The sequence below is a fragment of the Bradyrhizobium sp. IAR9 genome, from assembly GCF_013408065.1.
Classification (GTDB): domain Bacteria; phylum Pseudomonadota; class Alphaproteobacteria; order Rhizobiales; family Xanthobacteraceae; genus Bradyrhizobium.
Genome location: NZ_JACBZW010000019.1, coordinates 93,386 through 110,140, shown reverse-complemented (window position 1 = coordinate 110,140; position 16,755 = coordinate 93,386). Strand labels below are relative to the sequence as shown.

At 63.7% G+C, this 16,755-nt stretch carries 18 protein-coding genes; 12 read left to right on the top strand and 6 right to left on the bottom strand.

Going from position 1 to position 16,755, the window contains the following annotated elements:
* Positions 1–20: 20 nt before the first annotated feature.
* Positions 21–1,085: a ketopantoate reductase family protein gene (locus GGD67_RS35395; RefSeq protein WP_179739283.1), complete on the bottom strand. Its 1,065-nt coding sequence runs from the start codon at positions 1,083–1,085 to the stop codon at positions 21–23.
* Positions 1,086–1,446: 361 nt separating this feature from the next.
* Here GGD67_RS35395 and GGD67_RS35390 point away from each other — a divergent pair, with 361 nt between their 5' ends.
* Both GGD67_RS35390 and GGD67_RS35385 read left to right on the top strand, forming a co-directional pair.
* Positions 1,447–1,725 (top strand): hypothetical protein, encoded by a 279-nt coding sequence (locus GGD67_RS35390; RefSeq protein ID WP_179739280.1) that lies wholly within the window; start codon positions 1,447–1,449, stop codon positions 1,723–1,725.
* A 220-nt stretch (positions 1,726–1,945) separates the two neighbouring features.
* Positions 1,946–3,028, top strand: a complete 1,083-nt coding sequence (locus tag GGD67_RS35385; protein WP_179739278.1) for an alpha/beta hydrolase — start codon at positions 1,946–1,948, stop codon at positions 3,026–3,028.
* Between the two features lie 75 nt (positions 3,029–3,103).
* Here GGD67_RS35385 and GGD67_RS35380 read toward each other — a convergent pair whose 3' ends face one another.
* Positions 3,104–3,583, bottom strand: coding sequence for a MarR family winged helix-turn-helix transcriptional regulator (locus tag GGD67_RS35380; RefSeq protein ID WP_018318426.1), 480 nt, complete (start codon positions 3,581–3,583; stop codon positions 3,104–3,106).
* Between the two features lie 510 nt (positions 3,584–4,093).
* Between GGD67_RS35380 and GGD67_RS35375 the strand changes: the two genes are divergently transcribed.
* The gene (locus GGD67_RS35375; protein ID WP_018318427.1) at positions 4,094–5,665 is read left to right on the top strand and encodes a porin; all 1,572 of its coding nucleotides are present in this window, start codon (positions 4,094–4,096) and stop codon (positions 5,663–5,665) included.
* A gap of 589 nt (positions 5,666–6,254) precedes the next feature.
* Here the strand turns inward: GGD67_RS35375 and GGD67_RS35370 are convergent.
* The 4 genes from GGD67_RS35370 to GGD67_RS35355 all read right to left on the bottom strand — a co-directional run bounded on the left by GGD67_RS35370 (position 6,255) and on the right by GGD67_RS35355 (position 10,631).
* Positions 6,255–6,890 carry a MarR family winged helix-turn-helix transcriptional regulator gene (locus tag GGD67_RS35370; RefSeq protein ID WP_018318428.1) on the bottom strand — a complete coding sequence of 212 codons (636 nt, stop codon included), beginning with the start codon at positions 6,888–6,890 and terminating at the stop codon, positions 6,255–6,257.
* 855 nt (positions 6,891–7,745) lie between these two features.
* Positions 7,746–9,071 (bottom strand): flagellar protein export ATPase FliI, encoded by a 1,326-nt coding sequence (gene fliI, locus GGD67_RS35365; protein ID WP_179739275.1) that lies wholly within the window; start codon positions 9,069–9,071, stop codon positions 7,746–7,748.
* 42 nt (positions 9,072–9,113) lie between these two features.
* Complete coding sequence (gene flgF, locus GGD67_RS35360; RefSeq protein WP_018318430.1) at positions 9,114–9,842, bottom strand: flagellar basal-body rod protein FlgF; 729 nt, start codon at positions 9,840–9,842, stop codon at positions 9,114–9,116.
* A 3-nt stretch (positions 9,843–9,845) separates the two neighbouring features.
* Positions 9,846–10,631 carry a DUF1217 domain-containing protein gene (locus GGD67_RS35355; protein ID WP_018318431.1) on the bottom strand — a complete coding sequence of 262 codons (786 nt, stop codon included), beginning with the start codon at positions 10,629–10,631 and terminating at the stop codon, positions 9,846–9,848.
* 143 nt (positions 10,632–10,774) lie between these two features.
* On the opposite strand from GGD67_RS35355, the gene motA reads away from it, so the two are divergent.
* From motA to GGD67_RS35310, 9 genes are all read left to right on the top strand, one after another.
* Positions 10,775–11,671, top strand: a complete 897-nt coding sequence (gene motA / locus GGD67_RS35350) for a flagellar motor stator protein MotA (protein ID WP_028145751.1) — start codon at positions 10,775–10,777, stop codon at positions 11,669–11,671.
* The gene (locus GGD67_RS35345) at positions 11,668–12,609 is read left to right on the top strand and encodes a flagellar motor switch protein FliM (protein WP_092253785.1); all 942 of its coding nucleotides are present in this window, start codon (positions 11,668–11,670) and stop codon (positions 12,607–12,609) included. Before motA ends, GGD67_RS35345 begins: the two co-directional genes overlap by 4 nt.
* Positions 12,590–12,904 (top strand): hypothetical protein, encoded by a 315-nt coding sequence (locus GGD67_RS35340; protein WP_092253783.1) that lies wholly within the window; start codon positions 12,590–12,592, stop codon positions 12,902–12,904. Before GGD67_RS35345 ends, GGD67_RS35340 begins: the two co-directional genes overlap by 20 nt.
* A gap of 76 nt (positions 12,905–12,980) precedes the next feature.
* The gene (gene fliN, locus GGD67_RS35335; protein WP_179739272.1) at positions 12,981–13,370 is read left to right on the top strand and encodes a flagellar motor switch protein FliN; all 390 of its coding nucleotides are present in this window, start codon (positions 12,981–12,983) and stop codon (positions 13,368–13,370) included.
* Positions 13,371–13,372: 2 nt separating this feature from the next.
* A complete protein-coding gene (locus tag GGD67_RS35330) occupies positions 13,373–14,413 on the top strand; it encodes a flagellar motor switch protein FliG (RefSeq protein ID WP_018318436.1) in 1,041 nt (346 codons plus the stop codon).
* Positions 14,414–14,426: 13 nt separating this feature from the next.
* A complete protein-coding gene (gene flhB, locus GGD67_RS35325) occupies positions 14,427–15,512 on the top strand; it encodes a flagellar biosynthesis protein FlhB (protein ID WP_179739269.1) in 1,086 nt (361 codons plus the stop codon).
* Positions 15,513–15,576: 64 nt separating this feature from the next.
* A complete protein-coding gene (flgB, locus tag GGD67_RS35320; RefSeq protein WP_018318438.1) occupies positions 15,577–15,978 on the top strand; it encodes a flagellar basal body rod protein FlgB in 402 nt (133 codons plus the stop codon).
* 11 nt (positions 15,979–15,989) lie between these two features.
* The gene (flgC, locus tag GGD67_RS35315) at positions 15,990–16,406 is read left to right on the top strand and encodes a flagellar basal body rod protein FlgC (protein WP_028145745.1); all 417 of its coding nucleotides are present in this window, start codon (positions 15,990–15,992) and stop codon (positions 16,404–16,406) included.
* 2 nt (positions 16,407–16,408) lie between these two features.
* On the top strand, positions 16,409–16,738 hold the full coding sequence (locus GGD67_RS35310; protein ID WP_018318440.1) for a flagellar hook-basal body complex protein FliE: 330 nt from the start codon (positions 16,409–16,411) through the stop codon (positions 16,736–16,738).
* Positions 16,739–16,755 lie beyond the last annotated feature (17 nt).

Below are 16,755 nucleotides of genomic sequence, written 5' to 3'. Positions count from 1 at the left end.
CGTCGGTGGAGGCGGCGCGCTTACTGCGCGCCGGATCCGCCCTGCACGATCTTCTCGTTCAGCTTCAGATCGACGGTCTCGACCGTGCGGTCGATCTCGGCGTTGGGCACGCCGAGCTGATGCGAGATCAGCTTCACCAGGAGGTCGACGCGCTCGATGAAGGGCGCGCCGCTCGCGACCGCGCGCGCCGCCGATGACGGCTTGAGCAGGCTCTCGGCGGCCTTGGCGTATTTCGCGAACGGCACCTGGTCCTGCGGATCGGCGCCGAGCTTGCGGGCGATGGCGTCGACATGGTCGTAGATCGTCTGCGAGCGGCTGAGGTCGCCGTGCACGGCGTCGCGGATCGACTGCGGATCGTGCGGCGTGATGCAGCGGTAATTGCCGGTGAGCAGCATCGACCATTTCGCCAGCGGCACGAACAGGGAATCGAACACTTTCAGCTTCACCGGCACGTCGTGGCCGTCGAGCGTCACCGCATCGATGTCGGCCTCCAGCTCGCGCAGCACCTTGTTGTGCTTCTCGTCGGCGAACACCGACGCCTTGAAGTTGGTGGGCAGGCCGACATGCAGCACGTTGGCGGCTTCTTCCGGCGGACGGAACGCCTGCGGGTCGGGCGAGCACAGCGTCACCAGCCTCGGCTCGAACCGCTCCCACACCTGGGCATTGGTGTAGGCCTCTTCCAGATCCATGTCGGCGAGCGCCGGGATCCGCTTCAGATAGGGCAGCGGCGGCATGTTCATGATCGACAGGCACGGCAGCTTCGCCGCGGCGATCTTGACCATGAGAACGCGAACTGTGTGGTTGGTGTATTGCGGCTCCTGCATCGCAAGGCCGACCATGTCGTAGCGGGAGAGGTCGACATTGGCGGGGGTCACGGCGTCGAGCTTGCCGGGCAGGTTGCGCGAGAAGATCGCCCGGTGCACCGCCTCGTCACGCAGCTTGATGCGCACCTCGGTACCTTCGCGGTTGATCAGCTCCGCGGTCTTGGCGCGGCAGACCAGGGTCACATTGTGCCCGGCCATCAGCAGCTTCGTCCCCAGCAGCGAGCCGTAAGAAGCCCCGAGAATCAATATGTTGCGCGCCATATTCCGTCCCTTTGACAATGTGTGTGATTCTTTGAGCCCCGGCCGTCATCCGCGGGCGAGTTGCCGGCATGTAAAGCGAAGTGCGCGGGGATGGCAACTGGGATAATGCATACAAGGTGCGCCAGGATCCGGCGGCCGCGATGGAGCGAAGTCCGGCAAATACTTCGGCCTGCCGGCAAGGACCAGGCTCATGCCGCGCTCATCCGCTACGAGCCCCAATTTTGCCCGACGGGTCCTTGCTGTGCCGCCACCTGCGGCTGTCAATCGGCTCACTCAACGCCATACGGCTTTACCGAATCCGGTAGGCCGGAGGATGTCTCGCTCGTCCCGGCTCAGCGTGAGGTGCGATCGTGCATGTCGCGTGCCGATGATCGCCACGTCGGCTGGTCGCGCTGTTTTCTTGTTGTCACATTTGCCTTTCGGCATTGATGAAGCGGCAATCCGCCGCATCTCTCACCATATCGTGCTTTCACAATGCCGGCCTACGCAGGCATGTATTTTACGTCGGCGAAGTGAGTCATTTCAGTTCGCCGATCGCAACAAGAAAAGTCAGGGCCCGCATCGCAAGTCTGATCGCAAGACTGGCGGAGTGCGCGGCAAGCAACTGTGTTCAGCGATGGAGCTGGGACGTGACGATTGAGTTGGGCCGGCCTCGACCTTGGGCTCAAGCGGGCTGGTTTGGAATGGCGGCGAAAGACGTCGACGCGGCGGGCTGCCTCGCCAGACGCAAGCGCGATGGACGCGATCAGGGGCGGCGGCGATCGCATCGAGCAGGGGCGCGGGACGCTGCGCAGAATGCAAAGCCGGCTAGTCTGGACGCAAGTCCGGGCAACCGTTGACGGCGCCGCTCGGGGGTTGAAATGGAAGGTGATCATTGGCCTCACGGCTCGTGCGACGGCGCCGGGCAAAGCTTGGCGCGCTTGCGGGATCGCGCCTCCCAATTTTTCCAAAGCCTGTCCGTCGCGGAGCTTGGGCATGAGACGCACCGGCATCTGTGGATTTCGGACTGGTTGAAGGTCGCGGACGACTACCGGACCTTGGCCGAATCCGCGCACCAAAACCGTTCCGCCTGGGTTTCGCGGGAAGCGTGGCTGTGTTCGCTAACGGCCCTCGAAGTCGTCAGACGCTTGTCTTGTCCGGAAGATGTCGAAAGTGCCGGCCTCGCAGACGAGGTCGGCATCAGCCTGCGAGGTTTCGAGGCGGAGGCCGGACTGGCGATCGAGCGGGTCAAGATTGATTGCTTCGACCAAGGGGCGCTGGCCGGCTTCTTTCTGCCGGCGCTCCGTCATGGGACTTCCGCGCCGACGGTCATCTGCCTCAGCGACGAGGACATCACCCTGGGCTCGATGATGAGCAGGCTGTTGCCGGCCTCACTCTGCGGGACCATGTCGCTCCTGTTCGTCGATGCCGGCAATTCAACGGTGCATCGCTCCTTCAAGCCGGAGCACAGGCTTCAGTGCTGGTTGGACTATCTGGAGGCTCGCCCCGATGTCGATGCGCGGCGGATCGCAATCTATGGCGAAGGGGAGGGCGCCTCTCATGCGTCCCGCCTTGCCCTCTCGGATCGCAGGATAGCGGCCGCCGTGTGCGATGGCGGACTTTTGACGCCGGTGATGCGTCGAGCGTCGCTTCGCTGGATGACCGGTTTCGGGCAAGCGGTCCCCGACGGGGCCGCGACGGGTTCGCTACCGCCGTCGCGTCGACTCCCGTGCCCGCTGCTCATGGTCGTCGGGAGCCGCTCCATGATATGGGAGCAGGATGCCCTCGATCTGCAAGCCGGCTATCGGCAGACCGGAGCGGATTGCTCAGTCGTGGTGCCCAACAATGTCCGGCACCCGCTCGGCGAGGTCGAGAATTTCATCGCTGTCGACGACTTCGTCTTCGAATGGCTCGGCAGCAAGCTCGGAACGGCCCGTCAGCTTGACCCCGTGACCTATCTCTAGCCCCAGGGGGAATCGCATTTGAGAGCGGTGTTTGCCGCCATGCTTCGGGCGGTCGCCTCGAAGCCGAGGCGCGCGTCACGACACGTCGATAGCCAGCAATCGTGCCGCCAGCCGCGCGTTCCTGGCGATCGTTGCCAGCGCGGCATTCAGTTCAGCCAGGGTCTTCTCGTCGAGCTCGTTGAAGATGGTCGAATTCAAGGCGAGCTTTCTCTTGGATAGTTTTTCGATTTCCGTCGTGGCCTTCTCCGTCAGCGACATCAGAACGAAGCGGGCATCGTCCGGTGCCGGCCGCCGCGACAGGAAGCCGCCCTTTTCGAGGCTCTTGGTCTGGTTGGTCACGAAGGCCGGGTGGACCCGCAACTTGTTCGCGATATCGATGCCGGCGACGCCGCGCCCGTCGTCCAGTTCGGTGATCGCCATCAGGATCAGCCACTGCGGCTCGGTGATGCCCAGCAGTCCGGCCCAGCAGGTATGGATGTCCTCCAGCTGGGAGTGAATTTCGACGACGTTCCAGATGAAGTCCGTAATCGCCCTGTCGAGTTTCTTCTCGATCATGTGGCTGCCCCCCGTTTCCCTCAGTTCACTCTTTTAATGGGATATTGGGGAATCGTCTCGCATATCGCGCGTGGACAATTGTGGCGGACACCGCACGGCGGAAACGGTTCGCGGTTTAGTACTTGCAAAAAGCAATTAATTAAATTACGTCTCCTCCCACTCAATCTTTGCTGCTCTTGACCCTGTCGATGGACAGCGATGTGAGACCTCCAAGAAAGCCCTCGGGATGCCCCCTGAGGGCTTTTTCGTTTTGGATTAAAGAGTTAGTTGCCGTTCCGATCGCCTCTGTTGCCATCGGGCAACATCTCCGACGGAAGTTACGATTCACTAAATCAATAAATTGAGGCCGTTGTTTTTATAAACTATACGTGAAGCTACGACGGAGGGGGGGCACCTCACTGTCGTTTCAGTCCGGACCTTCAGTGCGGACCTGAATTGAACGGAAATTAAGTGGGTTAAGCGGCGTCCTCCGAGGAGCCGAGCCCCCTGAACCGACCTGGAGGTTTACTAATGAAGTTGACGAAGACGCTCTTTCTCGGCTCGGCTGCCGGCCTGATGGCCGTCTCCGGGGCGTTCGCAGCCGATCTCCCCGTGAAGGCCAAGGCCGTCGAATACGTGAAGATCTGCTCGCTGTACGGCGCCGGCTTCTACTACATCCCGGGCACCGACACCTGCATCAAGCTGGGTGGTTACCTGCGCGCTGAAGTCGCGTTCAACACCAACAGCAACTACGGCATCTCGAACGGCTCCCCGGCTGGTGCGCACAACCGCCTCAGCAACTACTACCAGATGCGCGCTCGTCAGGATCTCAACATCGACACGCGCACCGCGACCGAATACGGCGTCGTCCGTACCTTCTTCGACGGCGTGTTCACCTGGACCACCGGTGGCTATCAGGGCTCCGGCTCCGCGACGGGCGGCACGGTCTATACCGGCAACCTCGGCCTCAACACCTCCGGCGCCACCCCGGCGCTCGTTGGTTCGTCGATCAACGGCACCGACGGCAACACCTCGGGCGGTTCGCTCGGCGTGTACTACGCCTTCATCCAGTTCGCCGGCTTCACCATGGGTAAGGCCGTGTCGCAGTTCGACGCGCCCTGGACCAACTATCCCGGCAACAACATCGACAGCCTCGTCGGCGGCAGCGGCACGGTCACTGGTGTCAACCAGTTCACCTACACCGCTGACTTCGGTCAGGGCGTGACGGCGTCGTTCTCGGCGGAAGACGCGACGGCCTACTACCAGGCCGGCAACGTGAACCTGACCGGCGCGACCGTCGGCAGCATGGTCGGCGGTACGTACGGCACCAACGCCATCGGCGGCTCGCGTTCGCCGAACCTCGTCGGTATGGTTCGTGTCGACCAGGCTTGGGGCATGTTCCAGGCGTCGGTCGCTGCGCATGACAACCACGTCGCCTACTACGGCGCGAATGAAGCCACCGGTCACCCCGACGACAAGTGGGGCTGGGCGGTTCAGCTCGCTCTGTCGATCAAGAACATCCCGACCGGTGCGGGTGACGTGATCAACATTTCGGGCGTCTACACCGACGGCGCGACCCGCTACAACTTCCAGAACCTGGCGGGCAGCAGCTACTCGATGTTCGGCAGCTCGGGCGTCGCCTATCAGAGCGTCGGCTTCGCCTATGCTCCGGACACCGTGTTCGTCACGGGCGGCCAGCAGGAAACCGTCAAGACCTGGGGCTTCCGCGGCGCTTACACCCACAACTGGGATCCCTACTGGAACACCGCGCTGTACGGCGCCTACGCTCAGGCGCAGTACGGCTCGGTCGCCAAGACCGCTCTCTGCGGCGCTGGCGGTGCAGGCGGCGTGTTCGGCGGTCTCGCCGGTGTCACGGGTTGTAACCCTGACTTCGCCGTCGGCCAGGTCGGTATCATCACCCGCTGGACCCCGGTCAAGAACCTGACGTTCTCGGGCGACCTGAACTGGACCCGTCTCGACCAGAAGTACTCGGGCACGGTTGGCTACGCCGGTGCCGGCACGACGGCCAAGCCGGCCGCCCTGTACGAGCTGAAGGATCAGGACAGCGTCACCCTGCTGCTCCGCGCCCAGCGCAACTGGTAAGATCTTTCGAACCACGTGATGAACACCCGGCGGGAAACCGCCGGGTGTTTTTTTGTGCGCCCGCGTGATGCCTGACGCCCCCGTGTTGCCCGGATCGAGCCAACGGGTCGCGTGAATGCGCTGCCCGATGGTGTAGGGACCGCTCGTCCGGCATCGCGGGCCATCCCGGATTACGCTGGCGCTCCATCCGGGCTACGGCAACCGAGCCTGTTTCGCTGCTCCGAGAATCGCGGTGCAAATATTTCGATCTACCGAAATTCGGTTTCGGCGACAGAGGTGATTGCAGGACGCTCGATCATTGCGAGGAGCTCTTGCGACGAAGCAATCCAGAATCCTTCCGTGGAAAGAGTCTGGATTGCTTCGCTGCGCTCGCAATGACGGCGTGGAGGGAGCGGGCGTCATAGCACTGCTCGCGTGCCCCGGACGCAGCGCAGCGTCTCCCTGGCGATGCGAAGCATCTGCGCAGCAACGCTGTCAGCGTTGCGGCTTGTCCGGGACACGAGGGAACTGCATGCGTCGTTCAGAGACCGGCGCTGCGAAGTTGTCCGCGGGCTGTGCCGCAACCACTCGCGCGGAAATTGCGTGCGTCTCAGCCCTGGCTTGCCATCCGCGCGCGGTCGAGATGCTCCTCGATCTTGGGGCGGTCGCGGGTGCGCTCGAAACTGGTGCACAGCAGTTCGGTCTCATCGAGCGAGACTGGAGCGCGATACAGCCGGCACATGAATTCGGCGCTCGCGCGTCCTTTGGAGGTAGCCGGGCCGCGTTCAGCGAGAAACATGCAGTCGCGGCAGACGCTGGCATCGAGCCGCTGATGGGCCGCGTCGAGGTGATTGAGAACTTCGCGGAGCGAGTCGCGCAGCCTGACGCATTCGTCGTTTCCAAGCGAGGTGACCGCATTGACCACGTGATTGATCGGGTCGTGCTGGTTCAGGCATTTCTCGCCCTGGGCGGTGACGTGCAGGACGACAGAACGCTTGTCCTCTTGCGACGGCTTGCGCACCAGAAAGGATTTGCTCTCCAGCGTTTTCACGATCTGCGATGCAGTTGCTCTGGTGGCGCCGATGAAGCCGGCCAGCGCGGACGGCGTGCGCGAAAACCTGTTGGCGCGGCCGAGAAAGCGCAGCGCCATCCATTCGCGATCGCGCAATCCATGCTGATTGCCTTCGAAATACCAAGCCCTCGCCGCCTGAACCAGCAGCTCGACGGCTTCCCGTGCCAATGGCATGAATCTACCTCGTCCCCGGAACTTCGTCTGCGGCGCCCCGAAGCCGCTTTGCATCCTGGCTCGCGAAACCTTCGAAAGACATCGAACGGCTGCAGCTGTCCGGCGAATGCGTCGTGTCGAGCTCTCGTTCATAGGAACGAATTATAGCGCGGCCGACCTGGACCGATGCGCGTCGCGTGCTTCGGAGTGACGAACTGCGTCGTTGGCATGCCAACAGCGTCGTCGCACGGGAGCCCGAGTTGCCGTCGCCAGCAGACGATGGATCGGAATAGTTCAACCGAAGCCCCTGAGTTCAAGTCACACGCAGACGTTTCTTATATTCCGTCGAAACGATGAATGAGCTTCTCAACAAAATCAAGTAGAGAGGCTCGCGGAGCCCAGATGTCGTTGCAGGCGAATGTAACGTTCAAGACAATCTCGCTCATCGGGACACATGATAGTGAACGCAATACGCTGTCCGGCAAGCAGCATGCACTCAACTCTGCGACGCCATGATTGCACGGCGTCCTGCTGTCCGTGATCGACGCAAATTGATCGAAGCTTGTGCATGACGACGATGAGTTCGGCAGGTCATCCACAACTTGTGGGTGGAGCCGGAGAATCGTCAAGGGAATTCGGAAGAATTACACGCGCCGGTTGTTGACCGTTTGCTCGCAGAATCGCCGGTGCGGTCGCTTCCGGCGCGGTCGTCCGCTGCTCTCACCCGAGTGGTGGCCGCGCTCAGGGCGGAAAACCGGCGACGGCCGTGCGGCGCATGCGCGGGCGGCGTGGTGGCATGCGCAATCTCCTGTCGAAAACAACGGGCAGGAGCAGGATAGCGGCGCATGTTGCGGGCGGTCGCGGCCTCTCGCGCTGCTATTCGCCCTTGAGCATGTCTCGCAGCTCGCGGAACGGATCGGCACTCGGCGGAGCCGAAGCGTCCTGTCGCATCGCGCCGTAGATTCTCGGAACCATGTCGACCGCCTGGTCGAGGCCCGAATCACGTCCCGACTGATAACCGCCCATCAGGCGAAGGTCGCGCGTGTCCTCGTATTTGGCGATCAAGGCGCGCAGCTTGCTGACCAATTCGCGCTCTTCGGGATCCCAGACGTTGTGGGCGAGGCGCGAGACCGAAGCCAGCACATCGACGGCCGGATAGCGCGCCTGGTCGGCGATGTGCCTAGAGAGCACGATGTGCCCATCGAGCGTGCTGCGGATGGTATCGGCGATCGGCTCGTTGTGATCGTCGCCGTCGACCAGCACCGAGAAGATTCCGGTGATGGTGCCGGCACCTTCCTCGCCGGGCCCGGCGCGCTCCAGAAGGCGTGGCAGATCGGTGAAGACCGTCGGCGCGTAGCCGCGCGCGACCGCAGGCTCGCCGGCGGCGAGCGCGACTTCGCGGGCGGCGTGGGCGAAACGGGTGATCGAATCGACCATGAGCAGCACCGATTCGCCCCGGTCGCGGAAATATTCCGCGACCGCCATGGCCGTCTTCGGCGCCAGCCGCCGCATCATCGGGCTTTCGTCTCCGGTCGACACGATGGTGACGGCGCGCTGGCGATCGTTGCCCAGCACGTCCTCGATGAACTCGCGCACCTCGCGGCCGCGCTCGCCGACCAGGGCCAGCACGACGGTGTCGAAACCCTGGCTGCGGGCGAGCATGGCAAGCAGCGTCGATTTGCCGACGCCGGAGCCGGCAAAGATGCCGACGCGCTGGCCGGCGCAGATCGGCGCGAACAAATCGATGACGCGTACGCCGGTGCGCAGCGGCTTGTGCACGCGTGCGCGCTTCATGGCCGAGGGCGCCTCAGCCTCCGCCGAGACCGCCTGTGGGCCCGGCGTGAGGGGCCCCAATCCATCCAGCGGCGCGCCGAGGGCGTTGATGACGCGACCCTTCCAGCTCGGATCGGGTGCAAAGGACAAGGGCGGCATCCGGTAGGCGACCGAGCCGAGGCCGCCGGCGAACTGCCGGTCGAACGGCTTGGCGATGATGCCCTCGCTGTCGATTCGCACCACCTCGCCGATCTGCGGCTTGCCGCCCGAATTGACGCCGATGAGCTCGCCGAGCCTGACGAAGCGCGACAGGCCGGAGACACGGAAATGCGTCGGCGCGATCTCGGAGATCGCGCCGCTGACGCTTGCCAGGGGAGTGCTCTGCTGAAGCTCCAGCAGCGCCCACTCGAGTTGCCGAAGAGCGTTCAAGGAAACCGTCCAACCTCAATCTCAATGCGCGCGAGGCGCGGTCTACTTGCCGGGTTCGCCCAGCGTCCGGATTGCGTTCTGCAGCGAGCTTTCGGTGCCCTCGATCATCGAATTGGTGCCGTCGAAGGCACGCGAGGCCGCGATCAGCTTGGTCAATTCCATCATCGGATTGGCGCCGGAGCCCTCGACATAGCCTTGCTTGAAGCCGTCGCGGGAGAAATCGGCGATGGCGCTCGCAGGCCGGTCCGGCGTCACGCCGGAATTGCCGTAGCGCTCGAGATTGGCGTCAGCCGGAATGTTGAACAGGCCGATGGTGCCGATCTCGTTGTTGTCCTGGGTGATCGCTCCGCTGCGCGAGATCGAGATCGGTCCGCCGTTCGGGTCCAGCGTGATCTGCGCGCCGCCGGAATCGACGACGGGAAAGCCGCTTACGGTCTGAAGATCGCCGTTGGCGGCGATCTGGAGCCGGCCGTCGCGGGTATAGACCGTGCCGTTGGGACCTGCGAAGGCGATCCAGCCCTGGCCGACCACGGCGACGTCGAGCGGATTGCCGCTCTCGGTGATGTTGCCTTGCTCGCGCGAGATGATGTTGTCGCCGGGCGAGGAGAAGGCGACCGGGTTTGCGCCGGCCTTGGACAGCACGGTCTCGAACTTCACCACGTCGGTGCGGAATGCTGCCGTGTTGACGTTGGCGACGTTGTTGGCGATCGTCTGGAGGCGCTTTTCGAGGGCGACCTGGGCCGACAATCCCACATAGAGGGCCGATTGCATGGTCTACTTTCCGAACCGGAGGGACTGAAGTTTCGAGAGCATGTCGATATCCATGCTGGCCGAGCTGGCACCGCCGATCAGGACTAGCGCGGGATTGGTCGAATTGTCGCTCTGGGCCTGGGTCGCATCCCACATCGCCGCAAAGCGCTGCACGAACTTGGTGACCTTGGCCGGGTCCTGGAAATCGGTGAGCTTGACCCGGTTCGTGATCATCTTGGCCTGGGCGTCGATGTCGGCCGCGCTGATCGTCGAGGGCAGGCCGAGCGCGGTCTGCACCACCTGCGTCAGCGCCTTGTCCGCGAGCACCTGGTAGGCGGTCGTGATCGTGGACGCCTTGCGGGTGAAATAGAGCGCCAACCGCAGACCCTCGTTCTGGTCGCCGGCCTTCTGCTCCATCGTCTGCGTGACGTAATGGGTCGCCGTCCCGGTCGTCGCCTGGGTGGTCTTCGTGGCGTTGCTGCCGAGGGCGGCGAAATTGAAGGCGGTGGCGAATTCCCGGTAGCGGGTGTCGGTCAGCTTGTTGGCGAAGGTGTTCTTGTTCCCGACACCCTCGGTCAGCACCTTGCGCATGAACGCCTTGGCGTAGGTCATATCGCTGAGGCCAAAGGCCTTCATCGCGTAGGAATAGAGGCGATAGTCCTTCAGGAAGTCGTCGATCGTCTTCACGTTGCCGATATGGCTCAGGAAATAGTCGGTCTCGCGGCTGACATCCGGCTGTGTCGCGACCTGCGTCAGCGACTTGCCCATGTCCTTGGTCAGTCTGGTGTAGTCCGCGATGGTGGATAGCATGACACGCGCCCCTCTGGCCGCTGTTGCGACGCCGCCCCAAGCTGCCGCCGATTGCTTGCGCGGGGCTGGCGAGGCGGGAAGCCAGCTTCGCGCAAGGCTCGCCGACTAGATATTCCCGGTGGGATTGGCGATGGAGCGGCGCGTTGGGCAGTTTCGTGGGGATTTTCATCACGGTAGCGGCGCTGCTCGGCGGATTTGCCGCCATGGGCGGGCATCTGGCCGTGCTCATGCAGCCGTGGGAGTTCGTGATCATCATGGGGACCGCGGTCGGCACCTTCATCGTCGCCAATCCGTGGAAGACGGTGGTGGATACCGGCGTTGCCTGCATGCAGGCCATCACCGGCGCGGTGCCCGGCCAACGCTACTACCTTGATCTGCTCGGCGCGCTCCACGCCCTGATGCGCGAGCTCAGGGGCAAGGGCCGCAACGAGGTCGAGGCCCATATCGACGATCCCGCGTCCTCCGAGATCTTCAAGGCGTTTCCGAGCGTGCTCGGGGATCCCTCGCTGCTCCAGTTCATCTGCGACTACGTCCGCCTCATCATCATGGGCAACGCGCGCACGCACGAGATCGAGGCGCTGATGGACGAGGAGATCCACACCATCGTGAAGAGCAAGCTGGCGCCCTATCATGCGCTGGTGACGGTGTCCGAGGCGCTGCCGGCGCTGGGCATCGTCGCCGCCGTGCTCGGCGTCATCAAGGCGATGGGCGCGCTCGACCAGTCCCCGAAGCTGCTGGGCGGCTTCATCGGCGCGGCCCTGGTCGGCACCTTCGCTGGCATCTTCCTGTCCTACGGCGTCCTTTCGCCCTTCGCGATCAAGATCAAGATGACGCGCGAGAAGAAGTGCCGGCCCTACATCATCGTCAAGCAGACGCTGCTGGCGTTCATGAACGGCGCCATGCCGCAGATCGCCGTCGAGCACGGCCGCAAGATGATCGCGAGCACCGAGCGGCCGTCGATCGACGTCGTCGAGAACGAGACGATCGCAGGTCCCAAGGCCGTCGTCACCGAGCCCGAACCCAAGGCTGCCCGCGCATGATGATGGAAGACGTCGAGGTCGATCAGCGCAAGCAGCTGCCGAACTATCTGCTGGACGCGGCCGGCATATCGATCGAACGCATGCCGATGCTCAATGTGATCTTCGATCGCATGGCGGCATCGTGCACCGACAGCCTGCAGCCGATGGCGGGAACGCCGTGCTATTTCTCGGTCAACGGCATCACCAACGATCCCCTCGGCGACATCATCAAGGACTACGAGGGCAACGCGGTCGCGGCGGTGCTCTATGCCGAGCAGTGGGACTCGCGCGTCATCATCATGCTGGACCGCGACTTCGTCTTCACGATGGTCGAGGCGATGTTCGGATCCGACGGCGCGGAACCGCCGCTCGATGTCGAACGCACTTTCTCGAACATCGAGATCCGCCTGGTCCAGGCGCTGTTCGAGCGGTTCGCCAAGGCGCTGCAGAGCGCCTTTGCCGGCACGTCGAACGTCACCTTCCGCGTCGAGCGGGTCGAGACGGCGATGGCCTCGCTGGCGATCGGGCGCGCCAGCAACATGTCGATCTGCGCGAACATGATGGTGCAGGCACTCTACCGCGGCGGCCAGATGTTCCTGATCATTCCGCACTCCGCGCTCAACCCGCTGCGTCAGAAGCTTGCAACGGTCACCGCCAGCGACGGTCGCGCGACCGATCCGCGCTGGCGCGAGCAGATGGAGAGCGAGGTCCACCGGACCGAGGTGACCCTGAGCGCGGTGCTCGACGAGAAGATGATTTCGCTCGAGGACGTCGTGAAGTTCAAGGTGGGGCAGGTGCTCGAGCTCGAGGCGACGCCGCGCACGCTGGCCCGTCTCGAGAGCAACAACCAGGTGTTGTTCTGGTGTCAGATCGGCCAGCTCGATGGCTATTACGCCATGCAGGTGGCCGATCCCGTCGATCAGAAACGGGAGTTCGTCGATGATATCCTATCTCGTTGATGCCGTGCTGCTGATCGCGCTCGCCTTCACCAGCATGCGGGTGACGCGGATGCACCGCGAGCTGGCGCGGCTGCGCAGCTACCAGGGCGAATTCTCCACCATCGTCCACGAGACCGCGGGCGCCTTCGACACCGTCATCACCGCAGCGCATGATTCCACCGCCAATCTCGGACGCTTAGCGAACGTGCTGACCACCAAGATCGATCAGGCCCACGAAGCGATTGCGGCGCTTGACGCCCGCAGCGGGCTCGCGCCGGCCGCGACCGCAGGTGGCGCTGAGGTGAACAAGCACTGAAGCGAGAGCCGGCAGAACCAATACGAGCGGAACGCCGAGGCGTTCCGGGAGCGGAAATACCAAGAGGCGATACCAGATGGCGCAATCCTTCGACTATGACACTGCCACGCGAGCACCGGCCGCCGACGAGGGGCATACCGACACGACTCCGCTGGAGCGGCTCGCGGAGATCGCCGCGCGCACGGCGGAGGAGAGCGGCAAATTCGCCAATGTCGATGCGATCTTGCGCATCCCGGTCACCATGCAGGTGGTGCTGGGATCGGCGACCATTCCGGTGGCGAACCTGATGAAGCTCGGGCGCGGCGCGGTGGTTCCGCTCGACCATCGGGTCGGAGAGCCCGTCGACGTCGTCGTCAACGGCCGCATCGTCGCCCGCGGCGAGGTGGTCGTCGTCGAAGAGGACAATTCCCGCTTCGGCGTCTCGCTCACGGAGATCGTCGGACCGCTGGGGCAGGGTGACAGCTGACCATGGCGGCACAGGTCGGCATCGCTCCCGTCAAGCAGCGAGGCGTTGCCACGCTGGGCGGTACGGAAAAGGTCGCGGCGCTGCTGCTGGCCATGGGCCGGCAGGCGGCCGCGAGCGTGCTTGCGCAATTCGAGCCGCAGGATATTCGCATCGTTACCAAGGCCGCGGCCGAGCTGCGGCCGATCACGGCGCAAGAACTCGAATCCATCGTCGAGGAGTTCGCCCAGCAATTCTCGATGGGCGCGAACATTCTCGGCACCCTCGGTGGCCTCGAGGCCGTGCTCGGCGACGTGCTTCCAGCCGACCAGGTGTCGGCGATCATGTCGGACCTGCTCGGCAATTCGAGCCGGTCGGTGTGGGACCGTGTCTCGTCGGTGTCCGAAAACTCGCTCGCGAGCTATCTGTCCAAGGAGCATCCGCAGACCGCGGCGCTGATCCTGTCCAAGGTCAAGCCGGCCTGCGCCGCCAAGGTCATGAGCCAGCTGCCCTCGAGCCTGCGCAACGAATTGATGCGGCGCGTACTCAGCCTCAAGCCGATCGCCGATGACGCCATGAGAGTGCTCGAGAAGACGCTGCATGAGGATCTGACGCTGAACTTCGCCCGCAACCTCGGCGCCGACACTTACGCCCGCGTCGCCGACATCATCAACAAGATGGAGCGCGGACACATCGAGGACATGCTCAAGAGCCTGTCGGAGAAGCGGCCGAAGTCGGCCGAAGTGCTGAAGGAGCTGCTGTTCACTTTCGACGACGTCATCAACCTGGCGCCGAAGGCGCGCACCATGATCTTCGACCAGGTGCCGACCGACCGTATCGTCGTCGCGCTGAAGGGCACCGACAAGCATTTCCGCGAACTGATCCTGTCCGCGGTCGCCTCGCGCGTCCGCCGCGTCGTCGAGCACGAGCTCGCCATCGGCGAGCCGTCGAACCAACGTGACGTGCTGGAGGCGCGCCGCGTTATCACCGACCTCGCGCTCGAGCTCGCAGAGAAGGGTGAAATCGAGCTCAATCCCGACCAGGAGGATGAGCTGGTCTTCCGCTGACCGCTGAACGGGCATGGCAGAATCATCCGATCAGGAGAGCAAGACAGAAGAGCCGACCGAGAAGAAAGTCCGTGATGCGCTCGAACAGGGCAAGATCCCGGTCTCTCGGGAGGCCTCTATTTTCGCCTCGATGGCCGCGCTGATGGTCATTCAGGCGTTCCTGATCGGCCAGGGCGTGCAGCAATTGACGCCGACGTTGAAGAACCTGCTGGACGATCCCGAAGGCTTCCCGCTCTCGACCGGCGCGGACGCGCAGAATCTGCTCACCGTGGTCGGCCTCCAGGCATTGCGCTTCCTGGTGCCGCTGGTCGTCACCCTCGGCGCGTTCGGGCTCGCCGCCTCGCTGCTGCAAAACGCGCCGCGCCTGGTGCTGGAGCGCATCAAGCCCGACCTGTCGCGTATCTCTCCGATCAGCGGCTGGAGCCGTCTGTTCGGAACGCAGGGACTGGTCGAATTCGCCAAGTCGCTGTTCAAGCTGGCCGCGGTGACCTCCGTGGTCGCCTTCGTGCTGCGCGCGTCGGAGGCGAAGGCGTTCGAGGCGATGTACACCGATCCGGTTGCGCTGCCGGAGATGATTCTCAACATCGCGATGCGGATCGTCTCGGCGATCTGCATCGCGACCATCGTCCTGGTGGCGATCGATCTCGCCTGGGCACGCTTCCACTGGCGGCGCCAGTTGCGCATGACCAAGCAGGAGATCAAGGACGAGCACAAGCAGGCGGAAGGCGATCCGCTGATCAAGGCGCGCTTGCGCTCGCTGGCGCGCGACCGCTCGCGGCAGCGGATGATCGCGTCCGCATCGCGCGCGACGCTGGTGATCGCGAACCCCACGCACTTCGCGATCGCATTGCGCTACAAGCGCGAGGAAAATCCCGCGCCGCTCGTGGTGGCCAAGGGCATGGACGTGATCGCGCTGAAGATCCGCGAGGTCGCCGAGCAGAACCGGATTCCGGTGATCGAGAACAAGGCGCTGGCGCGCGCACTCTACGAGGCGGTCCAGGTCGATCAGGTGATCCCGGCGGAATTCTTCCGCCCCGTCGCCGAGATCATCTACTTCCTCCAGTCGAAGCAGGCGTCGCGCACCGAGAAGGTCCAGTAGAATTCAGAGGACGACGTCCGGCCCAACAGCTTGACGAAAGCTTAACGCCCTAGGCTTCTCCCGAATGGACCAGAACGGGGCTGTCGTGGGACCGCTTTATCTCTTCGAACTCGCATCGTCGCAGGCGCGGTACCTCGAGCTCCGCCAGTCGACCATCGCCACCAACGTCGCCAACGCCAACACGCCCGGCTTCAAGGCGCGCGACGTCGAGCCCTTCAACAAGGTGCTCGACGGCTTGCCGGTGAGGCTTGCGATGACGTCGCCGTCGCACATGCAGCTGGCCGCGGCCGAGACCGACACGCGGGCGACCGCGAAGAAGGACAGCTGGGAAGTGGTTCACTCCGGCAATTCGGTCAGCCTCGAGCAGGAAATGATCAAGGGCAGCGACGTCAGTCGCGATTACTCGATGAACTCGGCGATCGTGCGGTCTTTTCACCGCATGCTGCTGTCGAGCGCGAAGAGCTGAGGTGAATTGAGATGCTGGACTCACTGCAAGCGTCATTGACGGTCGCGAGCTCCGGGCTCGAAGCGCAGTCGACGCGTATGCGCATCGTCTCGGAGAATCTGGCGAACGCGACCTCGACGGGGCGCACCGCCGGCGCCGATCCCTATCAGCGCAAGACGATCACCTTCGATGCTGCGATGGATCGTGCCTCGGGCTCGCAGCTGGCGAAGGTCAAGGAGATCGGGGTCGACACCACGCCGTACCGCGTGGAGTACGACCCGGGACATCCCGCTGCCGACAAGGCCGGCTACGTCAAGCTGCCGAACGTCAACATGATGATCGAGATGGCCGACATGCGGGAAGTCAACCGGTCCTATGAAGCCAATCTCCAGGTCGTGAAACAGGTGAGGTCGATGCTCGGCATGACCATCGACCTCTTGAGGAGCTGACAATGCTTGAGGCAATTTCATCCACTGCGATTTCCGCCGGGCAGGCGGCGAGCCGTGCGACCGAGGCGCAGGCCATCTCGCCGGCGGCTCCGACCGCCATTCAGTCCACCGACGATGTCGGCTTCGAATCGGTGATGAAGCAGGTGACGACCGACGCGATCGGGACGCTGAAGGCAGGCGAAGCGGCGTCGATCTCGGCGATGCAGGGCAAGGAATCGACGCGCAAGGTCGTGGAGGCGCTGATGTCGGCCGAGCAGGCCTTGCAGACGGCGGTCGCGGTTCGCGACAAGGTCGTGCAGGCCTACCAGGAAGTCGTCCGGATGTCGATTTGATCTGAAGGAATGAAGCT